The 21712-nt window shown below is 60.1% G+C and carries 23 protein-coding genes and 1 pseudogene; all 24 read right to left on the bottom strand.

Going from position 1 to position 21712, the window contains the following annotated elements; genetic code table 11:
- Positions 1-120: 120 nt before the first annotated feature.
- Positions 121-525 (bottom strand): DUF2802 domain-containing protein, encoded by a 405-nt coding sequence (locus tag FHR87_RS00840; protein ID WP_246335745.1) that lies wholly within the window; start codon positions 523-525, stop codon positions 121-123.
- A 3-nt stretch (positions 526-528) separates the two neighbouring features.
- Positions 529-1011 (bottom strand): chemotaxis protein CheW, encoded by a 483-nt coding sequence (locus tag FHR87_RS00845; RefSeq protein WP_183164803.1) that lies wholly within the window; start codon positions 1009-1011, stop codon positions 529-531.
- A gap of 93 nt (positions 1012-1104) precedes the next feature.
- Complete coding sequence (locus FHR87_RS00850; protein WP_183164804.1) at positions 1105-1908, bottom strand: CheW domain-containing protein; 804 nt, start codon at positions 1906-1908, stop codon at positions 1105-1107.
- Between the two features lie 93 nt (positions 1909-2001).
- A complete protein-coding gene (locus tag FHR87_RS00855; protein ID WP_183164805.1) occupies positions 2002-2790 on the bottom strand; it encodes a ParA family protein in 789 nt (262 codons plus the stop codon).
- Positions 2791-2836: 46 nt separating this feature from the next.
- Positions 2837-3673, bottom strand: coding sequence for a flagellar motor protein MotD (gene motD, locus FHR87_RS00860; RefSeq protein WP_183164806.1), 837 nt, complete (start codon positions 3671-3673; stop codon positions 2837-2839).
- 4 nt (positions 3674-3677) lie between these two features.
- Positions 3678-4418 (bottom strand): flagellar motor protein, encoded by a 741-nt coding sequence (locus FHR87_RS00865; protein WP_183164807.1) that lies wholly within the window; start codon positions 4416-4418, stop codon positions 3678-3680.
- A 9-nt stretch (positions 4419-4427) separates the two neighbouring features.
- Complete coding sequence (locus tag FHR87_RS00870) at positions 4428-5531, bottom strand: protein-glutamate methylesterase/protein-glutamine glutaminase (RefSeq protein ID WP_183164808.1); 1104 nt, start codon at positions 5529-5531, stop codon at positions 4428-4430.
- A gap of 57 nt (positions 5532-5588) precedes the next feature.
- Positions 5589-7859, bottom strand: a complete 2271-nt coding sequence (locus FHR87_RS00875) for a chemotaxis protein CheA (protein ID WP_183164809.1) — start codon at positions 7857-7859, stop codon at positions 5589-5591.
- An 11-nt stretch (positions 7860-7870) separates the two neighbouring features.
- Positions 7871-8662, bottom strand: a complete 792-nt coding sequence (locus tag FHR87_RS00880; RefSeq protein WP_183164810.1) for a protein phosphatase CheZ — start codon at positions 8660-8662, stop codon at positions 7871-7873.
- A 21-nt stretch (positions 8663-8683) separates the two neighbouring features.
- Positions 8684-9058, bottom strand: coding sequence for a chemotaxis response regulator CheY (locus FHR87_RS00885; RefSeq protein ID WP_183164811.1), 375 nt, complete (start codon positions 9056-9058; stop codon positions 8684-8686).
- A gap of 51 nt (positions 9059-9109) precedes the next feature.
- Positions 9110-9853, bottom strand: coding sequence for an RNA polymerase sigma factor FliA (locus FHR87_RS00890; protein ID WP_183164812.1), 744 nt, complete (start codon positions 9851-9853; stop codon positions 9110-9112).
- Complete coding sequence (gene fleN, locus FHR87_RS00895; protein ID WP_338021216.1) at positions 9850-10686, bottom strand: flagellar synthesis regulator FleN; 837 nt, start codon at positions 10684-10686, stop codon at positions 9850-9852. Before fleN ends, FHR87_RS00890 begins: the two co-directional genes overlap by 4 nt.
- Before the next feature lie 88 nt (positions 10687-10774).
- Positions 10775-12130, bottom strand: coding sequence for a flagellar biosynthesis GTPase FlhF (gene flhF, locus FHR87_RS00900; RefSeq protein WP_183164813.1), 1356 nt, complete (start codon positions 12128-12130; stop codon positions 10775-10777).
- Between the two features lie 14 nt (positions 12131-12144).
- Entirely contained in the window at positions 12145-14265 is a 2121-nt protein-coding gene (flhA, locus tag FHR87_RS00905; protein ID WP_183165113.1) for a flagellar biosynthesis protein FlhA, read from the bottom strand.
- Positions 14266-14508: 243 nt separating this feature from the next.
- Positions 14509-14613: pseudogene (locus tag FHR87_RS00910) on the bottom strand (hypothetical protein); the annotation flags it as partial.
- A gap of 209 nt (positions 14614-14822) precedes the next feature.
- Entirely contained in the window at positions 14823-15959 is a 1137-nt protein-coding gene (gene flhB, locus FHR87_RS00915; protein ID WP_183164814.1) for a flagellar biosynthesis protein FlhB, read from the bottom strand.
- A gap of 12 nt (positions 15960-15971) precedes the next feature.
- Positions 15972-16748: a flagellar biosynthetic protein FliR gene (fliR, locus tag FHR87_RS00920; RefSeq protein WP_183164815.1), complete on the bottom strand. Its 777-nt coding sequence runs from the start codon at positions 16746-16748 to the stop codon at positions 15972-15974.
- Between the two features lie 10 nt (positions 16749-16758).
- On the bottom strand, positions 16759-17028 hold the full coding sequence (gene fliQ / locus FHR87_RS00925; RefSeq protein ID WP_183164816.1) for a flagellar biosynthesis protein FliQ: 270 nt from the start codon (positions 17026-17028) through the stop codon (positions 16759-16761).
- A gap of 11 nt (positions 17029-17039) precedes the next feature.
- Entirely contained in the window at positions 17040-17798 is a 759-nt protein-coding gene (gene fliP, locus FHR87_RS00930; protein WP_183164817.1) for a flagellar type III secretion system pore protein FliP, read from the bottom strand.
- A gap of 5 nt (positions 17799-17803) precedes the next feature.
- Positions 17804-18226 (bottom strand): flagellar biosynthetic protein FliO, encoded by a 423-nt coding sequence (gene fliO / locus FHR87_RS00935; RefSeq protein WP_183164818.1) that lies wholly within the window; start codon positions 18224-18226, stop codon positions 17804-17806.
- 1 nt (position 18227) lies between these two features.
- Positions 18228-18701: a flagellar motor switch protein FliN gene (gene fliN, locus FHR87_RS00940; RefSeq protein WP_183164819.1), complete on the bottom strand. Its 474-nt coding sequence runs from the start codon at positions 18699-18701 to the stop codon at positions 18228-18230.
- A 37-nt stretch (positions 18702-18738) separates the two neighbouring features.
- On the bottom strand, positions 18739-19710 hold the full coding sequence (gene fliM, locus FHR87_RS00945) for a flagellar motor switch protein FliM (protein ID WP_183164820.1): 972 nt from the start codon (positions 19708-19710) through the stop codon (positions 18739-18741).
- Positions 19711-19725: 15 nt separating this feature from the next.
- Positions 19726-20253 (bottom strand): flagellar basal body-associated protein FliL, encoded by a 528-nt coding sequence (gene fliL / locus FHR87_RS00950; protein WP_183164821.1) that lies wholly within the window; start codon positions 20251-20253, stop codon positions 19726-19728.
- A gap of 128 nt (positions 20254-20381) precedes the next feature.
- A complete protein-coding gene (locus FHR87_RS00955) occupies positions 20382-21668 on the bottom strand; it encodes a flagellar hook-length control protein FliK (RefSeq protein WP_183164822.1) in 1287 nt (428 codons plus the stop codon).
- Between the last annotated feature and the right edge of the window lie 44 nt (positions 21669-21712).

The following is a 21712-nucleotide window of genomic DNA, read 5'->3' on the forward strand; positions in this document are numbered from 1 at the left end:
AGGATTCGGCCACTGCGCCGATATCCGGCTAAATAGTCAACACAACACGCAAACTTCGGGCCGGTGCCCCATGGGCGATTAGGTCGGAAAAAGATCATCGTCCGGCAACCGCCTGGCCGATCAGCTCGAACTACGCTTTTCGTGTAACCGACTCATCAATTCAGCCTCGGCCCGGGTCAAACCGCAGGTCTGGCTCAGATCCTCGACACTGACGCCAAGATTCATCAGGTGCGCTGCCTGGCTGAAAGACAGACTGCCTGGGTCGCGCTGCTCCAACTGGCCGATCCGTTCCGACAGCGGCATGACGATGCTACGCAGTTCGCGCAATTCTTCACCGATACGGATATTGATTTCTTCACCTACATCAAGTCTTCGAGTCAATTTCAGTACAAGCTGCTCGTACTTCGCCGCAAACTCGGTGTATTGCTTTTGCTGCGATTTCTGGCGAAAAAACAGCCAGCCGCCAAGGCCGGCCAAGACGAGGCAGCAAACTGCAAGTAGTTGTACGAGCAAGAGCAGAGACATGAGTCAGAGGTTCTCTATTTCAGACCATTCATCGTCGCTCATCAGCTTTTCCAGTTCGACCAGAATCAGCAATTCGCCATTCTTGTTGCAAACGCCCTGGATGAATTTGGCCGACTCGTCATTACCGACGTTGGGTGCGGTTTCGATTTCCGACTGGTGCAAGTAAACCACCTCAGCCACGCTGTCCACCAGAATGCCGACCACCTGGCGCTCAACCTCGATAATGACAATGCGGGTGTTATCCGCCACCGGCACCGGGTCGAGGCCGAAGCGCTGGCGTGTGTCGATCACCGTGACCACATTGCCACGCAGGTTGATGATCCCCAGGACGTAACCGGGAGCACCTGGTACCGGCGCGATTTCGGTATAGCGCAACACCTCCTGGACCTGCATCACGTTGATCCCGTAGGTTTCGTTGTCCAGATGAAAGGTGACCCATTGCAGGACCGGATCATCGGCACTCTGAACGGAGGAAGTCATTTTCATGTAATCGGCCTTCTAGTAAGACTGCCTGGGCAGTCGATTTCCCTTGCGCACCGGTCAGCGCCGGACCGGCGATCATTCAGGGCGTGTCATCGATCATGTTCGCGGCGGATTTCCCGCCAGGCTGTCGCGCTCACCCCCGGCAGCGATCAGTTCGGCCAGCACCGCGACATCCAGCAAGGCGCACATCCGGTCGATGACGGTTCCGGCCAGCCAGGGGCGCTGATTGCGTTGCGTACGCCACTTGATTTGCCGCGCCTCCAGATGGATCGAATGGCTTACCTGATGAACTGCCAACCCCCACTCGCATCCCTGTAGCGAAATCAGGTACTTGAGTCCCTGGCGGTAAGCCTCCCGATACCGCTCGCCCAGCAACCAGCGAGCAGTATCCACGACCTTCAGATTGCCCGCCCGGCGCGGCAGGATGCCAAGAAACCAGTCTGGCTGGCCGAACAAAGGGGTCAGTTCTTCGTCTTTCAAGGGATGGATCGAGCCCAGGCAAATCAGCGGTACGGCCAGCGTTAACCCAGCCACGTCGAACAACAGGCATTCGAAGGGAGCCTCGCTCCAGACCGGTCGCGCATAAATGGGCAAGGACTCCGGTTCGCCTGCGGCAGCGTTTGCAGCAGCGCTCTGCGGTCTGCCAGAAAGCGGAACAGGCAGCGCGCCGGATACAGCGGTCTGGATGAGCGGTGCAGCACTGGAACGCTGCTCATTACGCGTTTGCCAGCCATCACGCAGGCGTTCTTCCCGCACCGCCGCGGCGAACTCTTCATGGCTTACCGATTCCGCCGACAGCGGCGCATCGCTGCCAGCAGGATCGGTGGCTTCCTGCAGCAGATCATCCAGGTAGGATTGCAAAGCCACCTGTGGCGGAATGGCCGTCGGTATACGACTCATGCGACGCCTCTCGGCAAGACAGGTGGGTAATGATCCATCGATAGTGTTCGCAAGCGGCCGGATACCTCAGGTAAAAGTCTTTGCCCGGACATCTCAGGCAACCTCACAGGTTGTCTGCGCCGCCAGCAAATACTTGAGCAATGCCCGGTAAGCCAGTACGGCGCGACTACCGGAATCGTAGCGGGAAGGAGTAAGCCCGGCACGACTGGCGCCCCGTAGCCTGGTATCGACCGGAACGAAGGCCGGCCACAGGTGTTCCGCGTAATGGGCGTGCAACACCTTGAGCGTATCCGTCGAGGCTTGCGTGCGCCGGTCGAACAGGGTCGGGACAATGGTATGCGGCAAGGGCTGGCGCCGTGAGCGATTGATCATCGCCAGGGTGTTGGTCATGCGTTCGAGCCCTTTCAACGCAAGAAACTCGGTCTGCACCGGCACGATCAACTGTTGACTGGCAGCCAGGGCGTTGACCATCAGCACCCCCAACAGCGGCGGGCTATCGATCAGGGCATGGTCGAAACGCTTCCAGAGCTGCGTCAAGGCACGTCCGACCACCAGCCCCAACCCGCTTTGCCCCGGCGCCTGGCGCTCCAGTGTCGCCAATACGGTGCTCGACGGCAGCAGGGAGATATGTTCGTGACTGGTATCAAGCAGCAGTTCGGCAGCCAGCCCTTGCGGTACGGCACCTTGCTGGCGAAACAGCTCGAAGGCGCTGCGCTCGAGGCGATCGGGATCGTAGCCGAAGTAGCTGGTCATCGATCCATGCGGGTCCAGATCGACGATAACCACGCGCCTGCCCATATCGGCCAGCAACCCGGCCAGGGCAACGGCTGTAGTGGTCTTGCCCACTCCACCTTTCTGATTGGCTACAGCCCAGATTTTCATCGCTGATTTTCCTTCCAACCGGACGGCAAGCCGGTAGTGGATTTGCCTATCGGGACGACGGGGAATTGACGGAATCCGGAACGGCTCCTTGAGTACCAAGGATTTCAGCAGGTTGCATGCCAACATCTGGCGGCATAGCCGTATCGAACGTACTGGAAAGCCGAGGAATATCCAGATCGCGCGAAATCGCCAGCACGACGCGCCGGTTGCGTGCTCGACCCAGCGCATTACGGTTATCCGCCACGGGCTGATATTCGCCATAGCCCACAGCCGATAGTCTGGCAGGCGTGACACCATGGGCAGCCAGTAGCCGTACGACGCTGGCAGCACGAGCCGCGGACAATTCCCAATTAGTCGGGTAGCTGGCGGTGCTGATCGGCAGGTTATCGGTATAGCCTTCCACCTTGATCGGGTTCCGGTAGGGCGCAAGAATCTTGGCGATTCCTTCGATCAGAAGCAAAGCCGAGTCGTTGGGAATGGCATCGCCACTGGAAAACAGCAGGCTGGAGTTGAGCTCGATTTCCAACCAGGTTTCGTTACCACGCAGTTTGAGCCGGCCATCCGCGAGCATGCCACCGAACGCCTGGCGCAGACTCTGGGCAATACCTTCCAAAGGATCCTGGATTTGCCCGGAAACTCCCTCTGGCTCCTGGGCGATAGCGCGAGGTGTTTCTTCGCCGACGGAAATCAGTTGGGCCGGACGCTCCGCCTGCATAAAAACGTCCCCCAGAGACTCGGCAATGATTTTGTATTTGTCCTCGTTAAGCGAGGAAATCGAATACATCACGACAAAGAAGGCGAATAGCAGCGTAATGAAATCGGCGTAGGAAACCAACCAGCGCTCGTGGTTCGGGAATTCTTCGGAACGTTTGCGTCGACTCATGGCATCAATCCATGAAGCCTTGCAGCTTCAGCTCGATGGAACGTGGATTCTCGCCTTCGGCAATCGACAGCAAGCCTTCGAGGAGCATTTCCCGATAACGCGTCTGCTGCTGCACCACGCCCTTGAGCTTGTTGCCCATGGGCAACAGCAGCAGGTTGGCGAAACCGACGCCGTAAATGGTCGCCACGAAAGCCACGGCGATACCGCCACCCAGTTGGGAAGGCTCGGCCAGATTCCCCATCACATGAATCAGCCCCATCACCGCACCGATGATGCCGACCGTAGGCGCGTAGCCGCCCATGCTTTCGAATACCCGGGCGGCACGCAGATCGCGGCTTTCCTGGGTGTCGATATCGACCTCCATGATGGCGCGGATCACCGCCGGTTCGACGCCATCGGCCAGCAGCTGCAGACCTTTGCGCGCATAGGCGTCCGCTTCGGTATCGGCAGCCGGCTCAAGCCCCAGCAGGCCTTCCTTGCGGGCGATCTGGCTCCAGCCGATCACGCGGGCGATACCGGACGCCAGCTCGATACGCGGCGGAAAGAGAATCCAGCGCGCCAGATACAGGGCACGGCGAAACACGTTCAAGGGCGTTTGCAGCAACACCGCGCCCAGGGTGCCGCCAAAGACGATCAATGCCGCCGCACCGTTGAGCAGGGCCGCGGCATTACCGCCCTCGAGAAAATTTCCGCCGATGATGGCAACGAACGCCAGAGCCAGCCCGATGATGCTCAAGATATCCATGCAAAGACTCTACTGGCAGGCATCGGCCAGACGCTGGCCGATGTCATCGAGACTATAAATGGCGTCGTGAAGATTAGCCTTGACGATGGCCATGGGCATTCCATAAATCACGCAACTGGCCTCATCCTGGGCCCAGACCTGGCTACCGCACGCCTTGAGCAGGCGTGCCCCCTCGCGGCCATCGGCGCCCATGCCGGTCAGTACGATGGCGAGCACCTTATCCTGGAAAACCTTGGCCGCCGAACCGAAAGTGATATCCACACTGGGTTTGTAATTCAATCGTTCGTCTCCCGGCAGGATACGCACGACGCCACGCCCATCGAGCATCAGTTGCTTGCCGCCAGGCGCCAGCAGCGCAAGACCGGGCCGCAGATGATCGCCGTCAGCGGCTTCCCTGACCTCAATCCGACAGAGTTTATCCAGACGCTCGGCGAACGCCTTGGTAAAGGTTGCCGGCATATGCTGGACCAAAATGAGCGGAGCGGGAAAATTCTCCGGCAACCGGGTCAAGACCTGCTGCAAGGCCACCGGGCCGCCAGTCGAGGTGCCGATGGTGACCAACCGGTAAGCCCTGCGCCTGGGCGCTGCGCAAAGACTGGAAGCCGCCAGCGCCGAGTCCGTACGCCTGGCCGGCGCCAGCGGCGCACCTGTGCGTGCCGTGGCCGCAAACCCGGACGACAGCGCCGCCGTGCCGGAAAAGGCCGACAGCCGGCGATTGCTGCGAGCGATATCCTTTACCTTTTCGCAAAGCAACTGTTTGACCTTTTCCGGATTGCGGGAAATGTCTTCGAAACTCTTCGGAAGATAATCGACCGCACCGGCGTCCAGAGCATCGAGCGTGACGCGCGCTCCTTCGCACGTGAGCGACGAGAACATCAGGACAGGGGTCGGACAGCGCTGCATGATCTGCCTGACCGCCGAGATACCATCCATCAGTGGCATCTCGTAATCCATGGTAATGACGTCCGGCTTCAGCAGTAGCGCCTGCTCTATCGCCTCCCGGCCATTGCTGGCCGTGCCGACGACTTCGAGACCGGCGTCGGACGAGAAGATCTCGGTAAGGCGCCGGCGAAAAAAGCCGGAGTCATCTACGACCAGAACCTTGACTGACATGAAGCAGGACTCCTAAGGACGGCGGCCCGAAGCCGCCTTGGCGATCCGGGTGCCCGCTCAGGCGCGCCGGGCGTAACGCTTGAGCATGCCGGGAACATCCAGGATCAGCGCGATGCGCCCATCGCCAGTGATGGTTGCTCCAGCCATGCCGGGGGTTCCTTGCAGCAGCTTGCCCAGCGGCTTGATGACGACCTCTTCCTGCCCGACCAGTTGATCGACCACAAAGCCAATGGATTGGGTGCCGACACTGATGATCACGACATGGCCATCGCGCTGCTCGGTGCAGGGCTTGCCACGCACCAGCCAACGCTTGAGATAAAACAGCGGCAAGGCCTTGTCGCGGACGATCACCACCTCCTGGCCATCCACCACATTGGTGCGCGACAGATCGAGATGGAAAATCTCGTTCACGCTGACCAGCGGAAAGGCGAATGCCTGGGTACCGAGCATGACCATCAGGGTCGGCATGATGGCCAGGGTCAGCGGCACCTTGATGATGATCTTCGAACCCTGGCCCTTCTGCGAGAAGACGTTGACCGTGCCGTTGAGCTGGGCAATCTTGGTTTTCACCACATCCATGCCTACGCCACGACCGGAAACGTCGGAAATCTCGCTCTTGGTCGAGAAGCCGGGCGCGAAAATCAGATTGAAGCAGTCCAGGTCACTCAAGCGCTCGGCCGCATCCCGCTCCAGCATGCCCTTCTCCACAGCCTTGGCCCGCAACAGGTTGGCATCCATGCCCTTGCCGTCATCGGCGATCATCAGGAGGATGTGATCGCCTTCCTGCTCGGCGGACAGCACGACATGGCCGGAACGTGGTTTGCCAACTGACTCACGCTCGGCGGGCGCTTCGATGCCATGGTCCACGGCATTGCGCACCAAGTGCACCAGCGGATCGGCCAGCGCCTCGACCAGATTCTTGTCGAGATCGGTATCCTCACCCACCAGTTCGAGGCGCACCTCCTTGCTAAGACTGCGTGCCAGATCGCGGACCAAGCGGGGAAAGCGGCCGAAAACCTTCTTGATCGGCTGCATCCGGGTCTTCATCACCGCCGCCTGCAGATCGGCCGTGACCACATCGAGATTGGACACGGCCTTGGCCATGGCCTCATCACCACTGTTGGCCCCCAGCCGGACCAGGCGATTACGCACCAGTACCAGTTCACCAACCATGTTCATGATGTCGTCGAGCCGTGCGGTATCGACGCGCACAGTGGTTTCGGCTTCGCTACCGAAAGCCGTAGCGGGTTTATCGGCTGCCGTTGGCGTGTGGCCAGGCTCTACCGGCGAAGCCAGCGGCCGCCCGGCAGGCTTGCTCGGCGCGACAGCCGCCGCAGATACTGGCGCGACGCCCGCTGCGGTATCGCTCGCCGCCGGGACATCGCCGAAGCGGCCCTTGCCATGCAATTGATCGAGCAATGCTTCGAATTCCTGCTCGGTAATCGCCTCGGCAGTTGGCTCACCCGTCACCGCAGAACCGGCAGCAATCGAATCGGCAACCGCTGCGCAAGCAGCCTCGTTAACGGCAGCCTCGCCAGCACCGGCCGTTGCCTCGGCCGGCACAGCCGCGAACCGGCCTTTGCCATGCAACTGGTCGAGTAGCGCCTCGAACTCGTCTTCGGTGATCTGCTCGTCGGCACCGCTGGCAGGCGAAACCTTTTCACCGGACTCACTACCGCTCGCCTCGCCGGAGAATTTACCCGGCCCATGCAACTGATCAAGCAACGCCTCGAATTCCTCATCCGTGATCTCGCCAGCCGACCCGGAGTCCGCGCGGGACGTCTCGATGGCAGTCGCCGGATCGCGAATCGAATCGAGCATCTGCTCGAATTCATGATCGGTCATATCCCCGGACTCATCCGGCTTCGCCGCACCGACAGGCCCGGAGATTGCCGCCACCGGCACGTCGACCGCGACAGGAGCAGCCATGACCTCGCCGCCCGGCTGCGCCAGCCGGGCAAGGGCTGCCAGCAGTTGCGCACTGGCCGGGGTCGGCGGCTGGTGCTCACGCACCTGGGCAAACATCGCGTTGATGGCATCCAGTGCCTGCAGCACCACGTCCATCAGTTCGGAATCGACGCGCCGTTCACCCTTGCGCAGAATATCGAACACGTTTTCAGCAACGTGGCAGCATTCCACCAGTTCGTGCAGTTGCAGGAAACCGGCGCCCCCCTTGACGGTATGGAAACCACGGAAAATCGCATTCAGCAGCTCCGTGTCATCGGGGCGGCTTTCCAACTCGACCAGTTGTTCGGAAAGCCGCTCGAGAATCTCGCCCGCTTCAACCAGGAAATCCTGGAGGATTTCTTCGTCGGCGTCGAAGCTCATACCGGCATCCCCTAAAATCCAAGACTCGAAAGTAGATCATCGACATCGTCTTGCCCGGTAACGACATCGTCACGCTTATCGGCATGTATTTGCGGACCTTCACCCCGCGACGGCACTTTTTTATCGCTCATCTGCCTTTCGGTACGCATTTGCTCATGATCGTGCTGGATACCGGCAAAGCGATCCACTTTGCCGGCCATCACTACCAGTTGCAGCAGATTGACTTCCACTTCGGTAATGAGCTGGGTGACACGCTTGATCACCTGTCCGGTCAGATCCTGGAAATCCTGGGCCAGCAGGATGCCGCGCAGGTGCCCGGAAAGCTGTTCTCCACTGTCCAGGCTGCGTGAAAGGAATTGATCGATACGCCTGGTCAGGTCGCGGAACTGGTCGGCATTCATCTCGCGCTGCATGAAACGCTTCCAGTCGGTAGCCAGGCTCTGTGCCTCCTGGCTGACGTAATCGGCCAGCGGCATGCATTCTTCCACCAGATCCATGGTGCGGTTGGCAGCCTTTTCAGTCATTTCCACCACATAGGAAAGCCGGTCGTTGGCATCGGCCATCTGCGATGGCTCGCCATGTTTGTAGCGCGCGTCAAGGTCCAGCTTGACGATCGCATTGTGCAACTCCCGGGTGAGCTTTCCGACTTCGACATACAAACCATAGTCACGCGCCTGGTTGAGGCGGTGAATCATCTCTACCGCTTCGCCGAACCGACCTTGCTCCAGGCTTTCGACCAATTGGCGAGCGTGGGACTTTAAGGTTGCCTCGAAATCCGAGATGGATTTTTCATCGTATGGCATACAGCCCTCTCGGCAGTAACATCAGCCGTTGACGCGCTCGAAGATCTTGTCGATCTTCTCCTTCAGAACCTGGGCGGTGAAAGGTTTGACCACATAACCATTCACACCGGCCTGCGCCGCTTCGATGATCTGGTCCCGCTTGGCTTCGGCCGTCACCATCAGCACCGGTATCTGCTTGAGGCGCTCATCGGCGCGAACCGCCCGCAACAGGTCGATGCCACTCATGCTCGGCATATTCCAGTCGGTGACGAGAAAATCGAAACTGCCGCTCTGCAGCATCGGCAAGGCCGTGGTGCCGTCGTCGGCTTCGGCGGTATTGGTAAACCCCAGGTCGCGCAGAAGGTTCTTGATGATCCGTCTCATCGTCGAGAAATCGTCGACGATGAGGATTTTCATATTCTTGTCCAAAACAATCTCCAAAATCCTGTACTCAGCCGAACAGCGTAATCAACCAGCCCGCCATTCTCCCAGACGGGCACGCAGGCGCGCAGCACACTGGCTATGCAATTGACTGACCCGCGATTCACTGACCCCCAGTACTTGCCCGATTTCCTTCAGGTTCAATTCCTCATCGTAGTAAAGCGACAACACGAGTTTTTCGCGCTCGGGCAAGCCGTCGATGGCTTCGGCCAGAGCCTTGCGAAAGCATTCGTCCTCAAGATCGCGGAACGGCTCCGGGTGAGCGCTGTCCGGGTCTTCACCGAGCTCGTCGTGCTCCCCTGCCCGAAACAGATCGTCGAAGCTGAACAACCGACTACCCTGCGTGTCACCGAGAATGCTGTAGTACTCGTCGAGACTCATCTTGAGTTCGGCTGCGACCTCCTGATCTTTAGCGTCTCGCCCGGTACGCGCCTCAACGGCACGAAGCGCTTCGGCGACCAGGCGCGAATTGCGATGCACCGAGCGTGGAGCCCAGTCGCCTTTGCGGACTTCGTCGAGCATGGCGCCACGAATGCGGATGCCCGCATAGGTTTCGAAACTGGCACCCTTGCCGGAATCGTATTTGCCGGACGCTTCGAGCAGGCCGATCATGCCGGCCTGGATCAGATCATCCAGCTGCACATTGGCCGGCAGGCGCGCCAGCAGGTGATAGGCAATCCGTTTGACCAGTGGAGCGTACTGTTCGACAAGTCGATATTGCCCATCCTTCGCCTGGGCCTTTGAGTACATACGAAGTCCGGCTGTCGTCATGCTGAATGGCCTTCGGCAGGCTGCACCAGACGCTCGATGAAGAATTCCAGATGCCCTCTCGGATTGACCGGCAACGGCCAGGTATCGACCTGTTGGGCGATGGACCGGAAAGCCAGGGAGCACTTCGAACGCGGATAGGCTTCATAGACAGCACGCTGCCTCTGCACAGCCTTGCGCACGGACTCATCGTAGGGCACGGCCCCCGCATACTGCAGCGCCACGTCCAGGAAACGCTCGGTCACCTTGGTCAGCTTGGCGAAGAGGCTGCGCCCTTCCTGCGGGGTATGGGCCATGTTGGCCAGTACGCGGAAACGGCTCATGCCATAGTCCCGGCTGAGCAGTTTGATCTGCGCATAGGCATCGGTGATCGAAGTGGGCTCGTCGGTCACCACCAGCAACACTTCCTGGGCAGCACGCACAAAGCTGATCACCCCATCACCGATACCGGCCGCCGTATCGATGATCAAGACATCGAGATCGTCGGCAATCTCGCTGAATGCCCGGATCAGACCGGCATGCTGTACAGGCGACAGATTGACCATACTCTGCGTGCCCGAAGCCGCCGGGACGATGCGTACGCCACCTGGTCCCTGCAGCAGGACATCACGCAGATCGCATTCACCGGCAATTACATCGGCCAGCGTATAGCGCGGCGTCAGACCAAGCAGCACATCGACGTTGGCCAGGCCAAGATCGGCATCCAGCAACATGACCCGGCGTCCCAGCTCGGCAAGGGCCAGGGATAGATTGACCGATACATTCGTTTTGCCGACGCCACCCTTGCCGCCAGTCACTGCGATCACCTGCACGGGGTGCATTCCCATAAGATCCACTTCACCTTGTCGCCTGGCCGCGAAGGTCGCCGAGCGGGCGGCCATCGGTGCGCAAAATAGCGTTGTGTTAGTTATCATGGCTATCGGACTAGCCGACCTTGCGTGATAAGTCGTTATAAAAGCTGGCAAACATAGCAGCCATGGTGTCCTCGCTCGGTTCTTCGGCCAGTTGCAGGCTGACCGCCCGGCTGACCAACTGATGCGCCCGCAGCCGATGCAAATCATCGGGAATGCGCGGGCCATCGGTAAAATAGGCTATCGGCAACCGCTGGCCGATGGCCAACCCGAGCACTTCGCCAAGCGTGCTCGCCTCATCTGCCTTGGTTATGACGCAGCCCGCCAGTCTACATTGCTTGTAGCTGTGCCAGGCAGCCTTGAGTACCTGAGCCTGGCTGGTGGCAGCCAGCGCCAGATAGTTTTTCGAACGAAGACCACGGCTCGCCAATGCTTCGAGTTGCAACCGGAAAGCCGGATCGGCCGCAGGCAAACCCGCGGTATCGATCAGCACGACCTTCTTCTGCGCCAACGGTGCCAGAGCCTGGGTCAACGACTGGTCGGCACCTACTGGAATGATCGGCACATTGAGAATCCGCCCCAGGGTTTTCAATTGCTCCTGGGCGCCGATACGGAAACTGTCCATGCTCACTATCGCAATACTCTGCGAGCCGTGCTGGAGTACATGCCGCGCGGCGAGCTTGGAAAGCGTAGTGGTCTTGCCAACGCCTGCCGGGCCGACCAGCGCGATGACCCCGCCTTCATCCATTGGATCGTCCCGCACGACATCGACAGCCTGGGCGAAATGCGCCAGCAGCATCCGCCAGGCCTGCTGCGACTCGGCGATCCCGGCGACCTTGGCCAGAAGATCGTGCGCGACCGTTGCCGGCAGCCCCATGCGTTGCAGGCGACGCCACAGGAAGGCCTGATTGGGCTGGCGCTGCTGCATATTACTCCAGGCCATGGAGCCCAGCTGGGTTTCAAGCAACTCGCGTAAACCGTGTAGTTCCGAGCGAACGATATCGAGGCCTCGGGCATCCTGGCTGGCAGACTCATAGGCGTGGGGAGCCACCGGAGCAGGCCCGACGACTTCCGGCGCGGGTTCGGCAACCCGGTTTGCAACGTGATCGGCGCCAGTGAAGTCGTTCTTGAAATCGTCCAGCCTTTCGCCAAAAAGCTGACAATCCTTTTTCGCCGTCAACCCTTCCGGCAGGGACAACCTGGCCTGGGCAGTGGCAATGATCGCCTGCGTCTTGCGCAACTCCGCCTCCAGAGCGGCATTGGGCTTGACCGGTTCAGCCGGCTGCAGCGGGTAATCCAGGGCAGCCGTCAGCTCGATACCGCCAGCGACCCGGCGGTTGCCGATAATCGCGGCATCGGCACCCAGTTCATCACGCACCAACTTCATGGCTTGACGCATATCGGCGGCGAAAAAACGTTTGACCTGCATGGCCTACCCCTTGGTTACTTCTGCCCCACCGTCGCAACGATGGTGACCTGCTTGTTGTCCGGTATCTCCTGATAGGCCAGTACCTGAATATTGGGTACGACCACTCGGGCGAAGCGCGACATCATCATCCGGATCGGCCCGGCAACCAACAAAATCACTGGCTTGCCGAGCATTTCTTGACGCTGTGCCGCCTCTACCAGGGAGCTTTGCAATTTCTCGGCCATCCCCGGCTCCAGCAGCATACCGTCGTCGGCACCCTGACCGGTTTTCTGCAAACTGCCCAGCAGGATCTGCTCCAGGCGCGGCTCCAGCGTAATGACCGGGATTTCCGACTCCAACCCGACAATGTTCTGGACGATGGCACGGGACAGCGCCACTCGCACGGCGCCGACCAGGACGACGGGATCCTGACTCTTGGCCCCCATTGCGGCGATGGCCTCGGCAATCGTACGAATATCGCGGACCGGCACCTGCTCCTGCAGCAACGCCTGCAACACCTTGAGCAACGTGGACAGGGAAACGCATCCGGGCACCAGCTCCTCGGCCAACCTGGGCGAGGCCTTGGCCAGCAACTGCATAAGCTGCTGGACCTCCTCGTGGCCAAGCAGTTCGTGGGCATGCTTGTGCAGGATCTGATTCAGATGGGTGGCGACTACGGTACTGGCATCCACGACGGTATATCCCAGGGATTGCGCCTGATCGCGCTGACTGGCCTCGATCCAGACCGCCTCCAGACCGAACGCCGGGTCTTGGGTGGCGATACCCTTCAACTGGCCGAACACCTGGCCGGAGTTGATCGCCATTTCGCGATCCGGATAAATCTCGGCTTCGGCCACAGTCACGCCCATCAAGGTCAGGCGGTAGGCATTGGGCAGCAGGTCGAGATTGTCGCGAATATGGACCGACGGCATGAGAAAGCCCAGATCCTGCGACAGTTTCTTGCGTACCCCCTTGATTCGGGTCAGCAACTGCCCTCCCTGGTTACGATCGACCAGGGAAATCAACCGGTAACCAACCTCCAGACCAACCATATCGACCGGCATCACATCCTCCCAGCCCAGCTCACGAGTCTCCGCGGCGCGCTGCGCCGGCAGGCTTTCCTGCTGCTTGCGGACCTCCTGCTCGGCTTGCGCCCGGACCTGCTGCTGACGCTGCCAGATCCACCAGGCACCACCCGCGGCCATAGCGCCGAGCCCTATGAACGGAATATGCGGCATGCCCGGAACCACGCCCATGGCAATCAGGATCAAGGCGGCTACGGCCAGCGCCTTGGGCGAATCGAACAACTGTCGATTGACCTGCTGACCCATATCCTCGGAACTGGTCACCCGGGTGACCAGAATCGCTGCCGCAGTGGACAGCAGCAGCGAAGGAATCTGCGCCACCAAACCGTCACCCATGGTCAGCAGCGCATAGATGCGGCCAGCCTCGGCGACCGGCATACCGTGCTGCAGGATGCCGATGGCCATGCCACCGATCAGGTTGATGAAGAGAATCAGCAGGCCAGCGATGGCATCGCCACGCACGAACTTGCTGGCACCATCCATGGAGCCGTAGAAATCGGCTTCGGCAGTCACCTCCGAACGGCGCTTCTTGGCCTCGGCCTGATCGATCAGACCGGCATTGAGATCGGCGTCGATGGCCATCTGCTTGCCTGGCATCGCATCGAGGGTAAACCGCGCGCTGACCTCGGAGATCCGCCCCGCGCCCTTGGTGACCACCACGAAATTGATGATCATCAGGATCGCGAACACCACCGCGCCGACCACATAGTTACCGCCGATCACCACCTCGCCGAAAGCCTGGATCACCTTACCGGCGGCATCGTGCCCATCCTGTCCATGGAGCAGTACCACTCGCGTGGACGCCACATTGAGCGCCAGACGCAGCAAGGTCGAAACCAGCAGGATGGTCGGAAACACCGCGAAATCCAGTGGCCGCATGGCATACACGCTGACCAGCAGGACGACGATCGACAACGCAATATTGAAGGTAAAAAACACATCCAGAAGGAAAGCCGGTATCGGCAACGTCATCATTCCCAGCATGACCAGCACCAGCAGCGGCACACCAAGATTGCCACGTCCGAACCCGGCAATATTGTTGCGCACAGCGATCAGTTGCGAGCGATCCACATCTTCCCCCAAACCGAAACGGATTTTTGACGCCATCAGGTTATGAGAGAGGTAAGTGCAAGAAGGAGTCCAACCTGTGAGCGGGATGAAAAGGCGGGAAATTTAGCTGAAGCCCGAAGCCGTTTTTATTCGGCTTCTCCCATGAGCCAATCACCAGCCTTGTAGGGCGGGTGCAACCCGCCACTGGCATCCGGACCCAACAATATGGCATGGCGGGTTTCACCCGCCCTACTGGCTTCCCCTTTACTCGTCCCGCTGCAAATCCGTCGGGATCGGCACGTCCCGTAGCGGATCGGGCCGGCGGCCTTTGCCGGCCTGGTATTGGCGCAGTTGATAGACGTAGGCCAGCCTTGTAGGGCGGGTGCAACCCGCCACTGACATCCGGACCCAACAATATGGCATGGCGGGTTTCACCCGCCCTACTGGTTTCCCCTTTACTCGTCCCGCCGTAAATCCGCCGTGATTGGCAAGTCTTGTAGGGCGGGTGCAACCCGCCACTGGCATCCAGACCTAACAATATGGCATGGCGGGTTTCACCCGCCCTATTGGCTTCCCCTTTACTCGTCCCGCCGCAAATCCGCCGGGATCGGCACGTCCCGTAGCGGATCGGGCCGGCGGCCTTTGCCGGCCTGGTATTGGCGCAGTTGGTAGACGTAGGCCAGCACCTGGGCCACCGCCAGATAGAGCCCGGCGGGGATTTCCCGGTCGATTTCGGTGGAGTGGTAGACGGCTCGGGCCAGGGCTGGCGATTCCATCACCATCACCTGGTGTTCCTGGGCTATTTCACGAATCTTCAGCGCCATGAAGTCGCCGCCCTTGGCCACCAGTAGCGGCGCACTGGCCTTGGTCGCGTCGTATTTGAGCGCCACGGCGAAGTGGGTCGGGTTGGTGATGACCACATCGGCTTCCGGGACGGCCTGCATCATGCGCCGCTGGAGCATTTCGCGCTGCAGTTGGCGAATGCGCGACTTGACCTCGGGCTTGCCGTCGGAATCCTTGTATTCGTCACGCACTTCCTGCTTGGTCATCATCAGCTTCTGCCGGTTGTCCCAGAGCTGGTACGGCACGTCCACGGCCGCGATCAGGATCAGGCCGCACGCCATCCACAAAGAACTCCAGCCGACAATCTCCATGCTGTGCAGGATGGCCGTTTCAAGCGGTTGCTTGGCAATCGAGATCAGGTCTTCCGCATAAGCGCAAAGCACGGCCAGCGCGACCAGCAAGACCACCAGAAACTTCGCCAGTGCCTTGAGCAGCTCCACCAGCGATTTGCTCGAAAACATCCGTTGCAGGCCGGACACAGGATTCAGGCGGCTGAAATTCAGTGCCAGCGCCTGACCGGAAAACAGCCAGCCGCCCAGGGAAACTGCGCCGGCAATCGAAGCAACCGATAGCGCGAGCAGAAACGGTAGCAGTGCCTTGAGCACGAGCAGGCCGCTGGCAACCAGCAGCATGCTCATGGCGCTCTCGTCCAGGAGGGTTGCGCGAGGCAGGTCGAAGCTGCCCTGCATCACGGCTATCAGGCTCTGACCGATACTGCCACCAGAGATCAAAAGCCCGCCGATTCCGCCCAGCGTGACGACTACGGTACCCAACTCGCGCGAGCGCGCCAGTTGGCCTTTCTCCTTTGCCTCCCGGCGCCGTTTCTCGGTGGGTTCCTCGCTTTTGTCAGCGCCGTTTTCATTCTCGGCCATGCCGCTCTCCGCTCAAGGTGCCCGGATCAACTCGCGCAACCACTGCAGCGCATCCGTGACGAAAACCTGGTACTGGGCAAAGATGTCGGCCAGCCCAACCCAGACGATCACCATCCCCAGGACCAGGGTAAGCGGCAAACCGATGCTGAAGATATTCAGCTGCGGTGCAGCACGGGTCATCAGGCCGAATGCCAGATTGATCACCAACAGCGCTGTGATGGCCGGCAACACCAGCAGCAGGCCAGCGCCCAAGACCCAGCCCAGTCTGGTAGCGACCGCCCAGTAGTGCTCGCTGGACAACGCCTCTCCTACCGGCAGACTGGTGAAGCTTTCGGCCAGCGTGTCCAGGACTACCAGATGGCCGTTCATGGTCAGAAACAACAGAACTACCAGCACATTGAAAAATTGCCCCAGCACCGGTACCGATACACCGTTCACCGGATCCATCATTGAGGCGAACCCCAGCCCCATCTGGGTTGCCAGAAGTTGCCCGGCGAGAACGAACAGCTGGAAGAACAGCTGCAGGGCGAAGCCCAGCATGACGCCGATCAGCACTTCCTGGGCGATCAGTACCAGGGTTTGCAGGCTGAGCGCATCGACCTGCGGCATGGCTGGCAGCGCGGGCACCAGAACCAGGGTGATGGCCAGGGACAGGTAAAGCCGAATCCGTACTGGAACCACCTGAGTACCAATGACCGGCATGCTCATCAGCAACGCCGCGACCCGAAACAGCGGCAGCATGAACTGGCCGACCCAGCCGCCGATCTGTGTATCGCTCAGTTCGAACATGCCAATGCGCTCAGCCAATTATCAGGGGAATGTTCTGGACCAGTTGCCGGGTGAATTCCATCAGTTGATTGAGCAGCCAGGGGCCGGCCAAAATCAGCGTCACCAGCATCACCAGCAGACGCGGCAGGAAGCTCAGGGTCTGCTCGTTGATCTGCGTGGCGGCCTGGAACATGGCCACGATCAAGCCGACCACCAGGCTTGGCAACACCAGCAAGGCGACGATCACTGTCGTCAGCCAGAGCCCTTCGCGAATCAGGTCCACCACCAGTTCCGGGGTCATGCGCCATTCTCCTAAAACGTGCCGAAGCTGCCGGCCAGCGTTCCCATGATCAACCCCCAGCCATCCACCAGCACGAACAGCATGATCTTGAACGGCAGGGAAATGATCAGCGGCGAGAGCATCATCATCCCCATCGCCATCAGCACGCTGGCCACCACCATGTCGATGATCAAAAAGGGAATGAACAGCATGAAGCCGATCTGGAACGCTGTTTTCAGTTCAGAGGTGACAAAAGCCGGTACCAGGATGGTCAGCGGCGCGGCATCGGGAGAAGCGATATCGGTCCGCCGCGACAGGCGCATGAACAATTCCAGGTCGCTTTCACGGGTCTGCGCCAGCATGAAATCCTTGAGCGGTATCTGGGCGCGGGCGATGGCTTCCTGGGCCGGCAGTTGCTCGCCAAGGTAAGGCTGCAGGGCGTCCCGGTTAATCCGGTCGAACACCGGCGCCATGATGAACAGTGTCAGGAACATGGCCAGCCCGATGAGGATCTGGTTGGAGGGCGTCTGCTGCAGCCCCATCGCCTGGCGCAGCAGGGAAAACACGATGATGATCCGCGTAAAGCTGGTCATCAGCATGGCGAACGCCGGGATGAAGCTTAGCGCCGTCATGATCAGCAGGATCTGCAGGCTGACCGAATATTCCTGCTGGCCTTCGGCATTGCTGCCGAGGGTAATGGCCGGGATCGACAGCGGATCGTTCGGAGCGGCCAGGGCCAACGGTGCCAGCAGGCTCAGCAGCAGTAACAGAGAAAGGCGCCAGATGCGCATCAGGGTTAGTCCTTGTGATCCTTGCCCAACAATTCCTTCAGGCGCTGGGCGAACTCGGCAGTGGCCGGCTCGGCAGCGGGCAGCTCGACCGGTTCATCCAGCACATGCAAGGGCGTGATCCGGCCAGCGCTCAGACCCAGCAGGATTTGCTGTTTCCCCACCTGCACGAGCATCAGCCGCTCGCGCGGACCGAGCGCCTGGCTGGCGATCAACTTGATGACCTGGCCGTGGCGCGGATTCAGGCGCTGCACGCGCCGCAGCAGCCAGGCAAGCAGGACAATCATCCCCACTACCACCAGCAACCCCAGGAGCATCCGGGGCAGTTGGTCGCTCATATCCAATCCGGCCCCGCCAACGCTGACAGAAGGTTCGGCGGCCATCACCGGTAGCGCCAGCAGCGCCGGGATCGCCAAGCGTAGCCCGCGCATGTCAGCGCAGCTTCCGGATACGTTCGCTCGGGCTGATCACATCGGTGAGACGGATGCCGAATTTCTCATTCACCACGACGACTTCGCCGTGGGCGATCAGAGTACCGTTGATCAGCACATCCAGCGGCTCGCCAGCCAGGCGATCCAGCTCGACGACCGAGCCCTGGTTGAGTTGGAGCAGATTGCGGATGCTGATTTCGGTGCTGCCCACCTCCATGGAAATACTCACCGGGATATCCAGGATCACTTCCAGGTTCGGCCCTTCCAGCGTCTGGTGCGGGTTGTTCGCTGGTGGCGCACTGCCGAATTCTTCGATAGGCGCCCGGGATTCCGACACCAGAGCCATCCGGCTATCCCCATTCATCAATGAATCGACATCAGCCTGGCTGGCACCCTCAGCTTCCTCCAACGCAGCAGCCCACTCGTCGGCCAGGGCCTTTTCCTCGGTAGACATGGGGTCTTTCTCATTTGCCATTGCGAAACCTCGATCGCCACGAAATTGGACAGGGAATTCAACGCACAACATTGATGGGCGATAACACCTGCAAGGCCAGATTGCCCTTATGCGCCCCCAGCTTGACCTTGAAGGCCGGAACGCCATTGGCGCGCATGATCATGTTCTCAGGCATCACGACCGGAATGACATCACCCGGCTGCATGTTCAGGATGTCGCGCAGTTTCATCTGACGCTGTACGACCGTAGCGGCCAACGGCACCTTGACGTCGAGAATGTCCTCGCGCAGCGCTTTCGCCCAACGTTCGTCCTGATCGCTCAAATCCGATTGGAAACCGGCATCCAGCAGCTCGCGGATCGGTTCGATCATCGAATAGGGAATGGTGATGTGCATATCACCGCCACCGCCATCCAGCTCGATGTGGAACGTCGATACGACCACGACTTCGCTGGGGTTGACGATGTTGGCCAACGCCGGATTCACCTCGGAGTTGATGTATTCGAAATCGACGCTCAGCACTGCCCGCCAGGCTTCCTTCAAATCGACGAAGGCCTGATCGAGCACCATGCGCACCACGCGCAATTCGGTTGGCGTGAATTCGCGCCCTTCGATCTTGGCGTGGCGACCGTCGCCACCGAAGAAGTTATCGACCAGCTTGAAAACCAGCTTGGCGTCCAGGATGAACAATGAAGTCCCGCGCAAGGGCTTGATCTTCACCAGATTGAGGCTGGTCGGAACATAGAGCGAGTGTACGTATTCGCCGAACTTCATGACCTGCACGCCGCCCACCGCCACCTCGGCCGAACGCCGCAGCAAATTGAATATGCTGACCCGGGTATAGCGGGCGAAACGCTCGTTGATCATCTCCAGGGTCGGCATGCGACCGCGAACGATACGATCCTGGGTAGTCAGGTCGTAGGTCCTGATCCCTCCCGGTTCGATATCGCTGTCGGTCTCGACCAGACCGTCGTCGACACCGTGCAGGAGTGCGTCGATTTCATCCTGCGAAAGAAGGTCTTGCATGGCCATGCGGAAAAGCCCTCGTCATTGCAAAACGAAATTGGTGAACAGCACTTGTTCGACGACCGGCTTGCCGAGCGCTTTCTGTGCCTGCTCCTGAATCCCGGCGGTAGCCTGCTGGCGCAGCATCTCTTTGCCTACCGGGGTCATCAAGGTTGCGAAATCCTGGCTGGAAAAGAGCATCACCAGCCGGTTGCGCAGCAGCGGCAGATGCTCTTTCAACGCATCCATTGCCACCTGATCCCGTCCCATCAGGGCAACGCTGACCTGCAGGTAGCGCTGTCGCCCATCCTGCTTGAAATTCACGACAAATGCAGGCGTCAGCACCTGGTAGATCGCAACCTGCCTTACCGGGGCCGCCACCTCGGTGGCATGCTCGGACCCGGCCGCCTGTTCGGCGACAGTTTTGTTCGCCAGGAAAAACCAGGTAGCCGCCACCGATGCAGCGATCACCGCCAACAGGGCGATCACCATGACGATGATGAGCTTCCATCTGCTTTTACTCCCCGCCGAGTCACTACCGGGCACCTTGGGCACCTGTCTCTTAGCCATACCGGGAATCCGTCACTGCAAGCCTCGACTTATGGAAGTAGGAATTGGGATCTATCGAAATTTCGGCGTGAAACGCAGGGCTGCGCCGAAGCCGGCCGCCCCACAGGAACCGGATCATGGCTTAATGCTCAGGCATAGTAATCGACCAGACCATGGCCTGTTTCCGACCGGCCTGACGCTATCTCCGCGCTGCCGATGACAAGTTCTTCTCCATCCGCAACAGAGCCAGCCAACACGGAGCCGCCCTGTTGCCGCTCACTGCCCTGCTCCCCCTGCCAACCACGTGCCAGTGACTGGTCGGAAACATTGACATCGAGAAGCTGCATGCCTTGCTGGTTGAACATATCGCGCAGGCGCTGCGCCTGCCCTTCGACGACCTCGCGCACGCCCGCGTGCGGACTGGCGAAGGTCACCTGCACCTGGTCCTTGTCGAGCTCGATGCGTACCTCCATTCGCCCCAGCTCGGCAGGGTCGAGCTGAATATCGGCAGACTTCAGGTTCTGGCTCGACATCCACATGACCCGCTCGACCGCGCCCTCGCTCCAGCCTGGCTGTTGCATCGCCAGCGGCGGGCCGGGAATCGGAACGGCCGACCGCTGTGGCACATTGTCATGCAGGGAAGCCCCCTGGATCAGGTTATCGAACCTTGATCCGGCGGCTTCGCCGGGCAAATCGTTGCCCGGCAAATCGTCGCGATCGGTCGTTGAAATATCCGCATCGGCAACTGTGGATAAGGAAAATTCCGCCAGTGGTAGCACGCTGACGCTTTCGCCTTGTTGATCGCTGGCAGCAGCCAATTGTTGCAGCGATACAGCCGAATCGGCAGGAGCACCCTTCGTGGTAGCCGCCGCCATAGCCGTCAAGTTTATGTCACCCCTGGTTGCTTCGACTGCAACAGCCACCCCGCTTGCCTGTGCCAGGGAATCGTCGCCAGGCAAGGATTCACTTTGAGACGAAACCAAGGAAGGCTCCATTCCCTGGGCTATCGAAGCTGCCCCCTCATCCTGCAGGCCAGACATAGACTGACCGGACAACGCTGGGTCCGTCGCGGCCATGGGTAACCCCGGCAGCATCGCAGCATCCGGGTCGGCCTGATCGCGATCCGCTTCGTCTTTTTCCGAAGCGACTGTAGACGATTCGTCATCCTCGCTGGTGGTAACCGCTGCCGCACTGCTGCCAGCATCACGGTTAACATCGGCCGATTCTCGTTGCCCTGGGCGTTCCGCGGCATTTGCGTGACGCGATCCGGCAGCCGCTTCATTGCTGTTGGTGGCCCTGGTCTGGCGCTCGTTGGCATAGACTGCGGCGAAATCTACTGCCCTATCCTTGCCACCCTCAGCGCTATACGTGGGGGCCTTGGGCATCCGGCGAGCATCAACAGCAGGAGTAATCGATAGATCAGGCGAGACAGACATGGCGCTTTCCGGACAGGAATCGAGTTGCTCGACACCAAGCAAGT

Source organism: Azomonas macrocytogenes, from assembly GCF_014191985.1.
GTDB lineage: Bacteria > Pseudomonadota > Gammaproteobacteria > Pseudomonadales > Pseudomonadaceae > Azomonas > Azomonas macrocytogenes.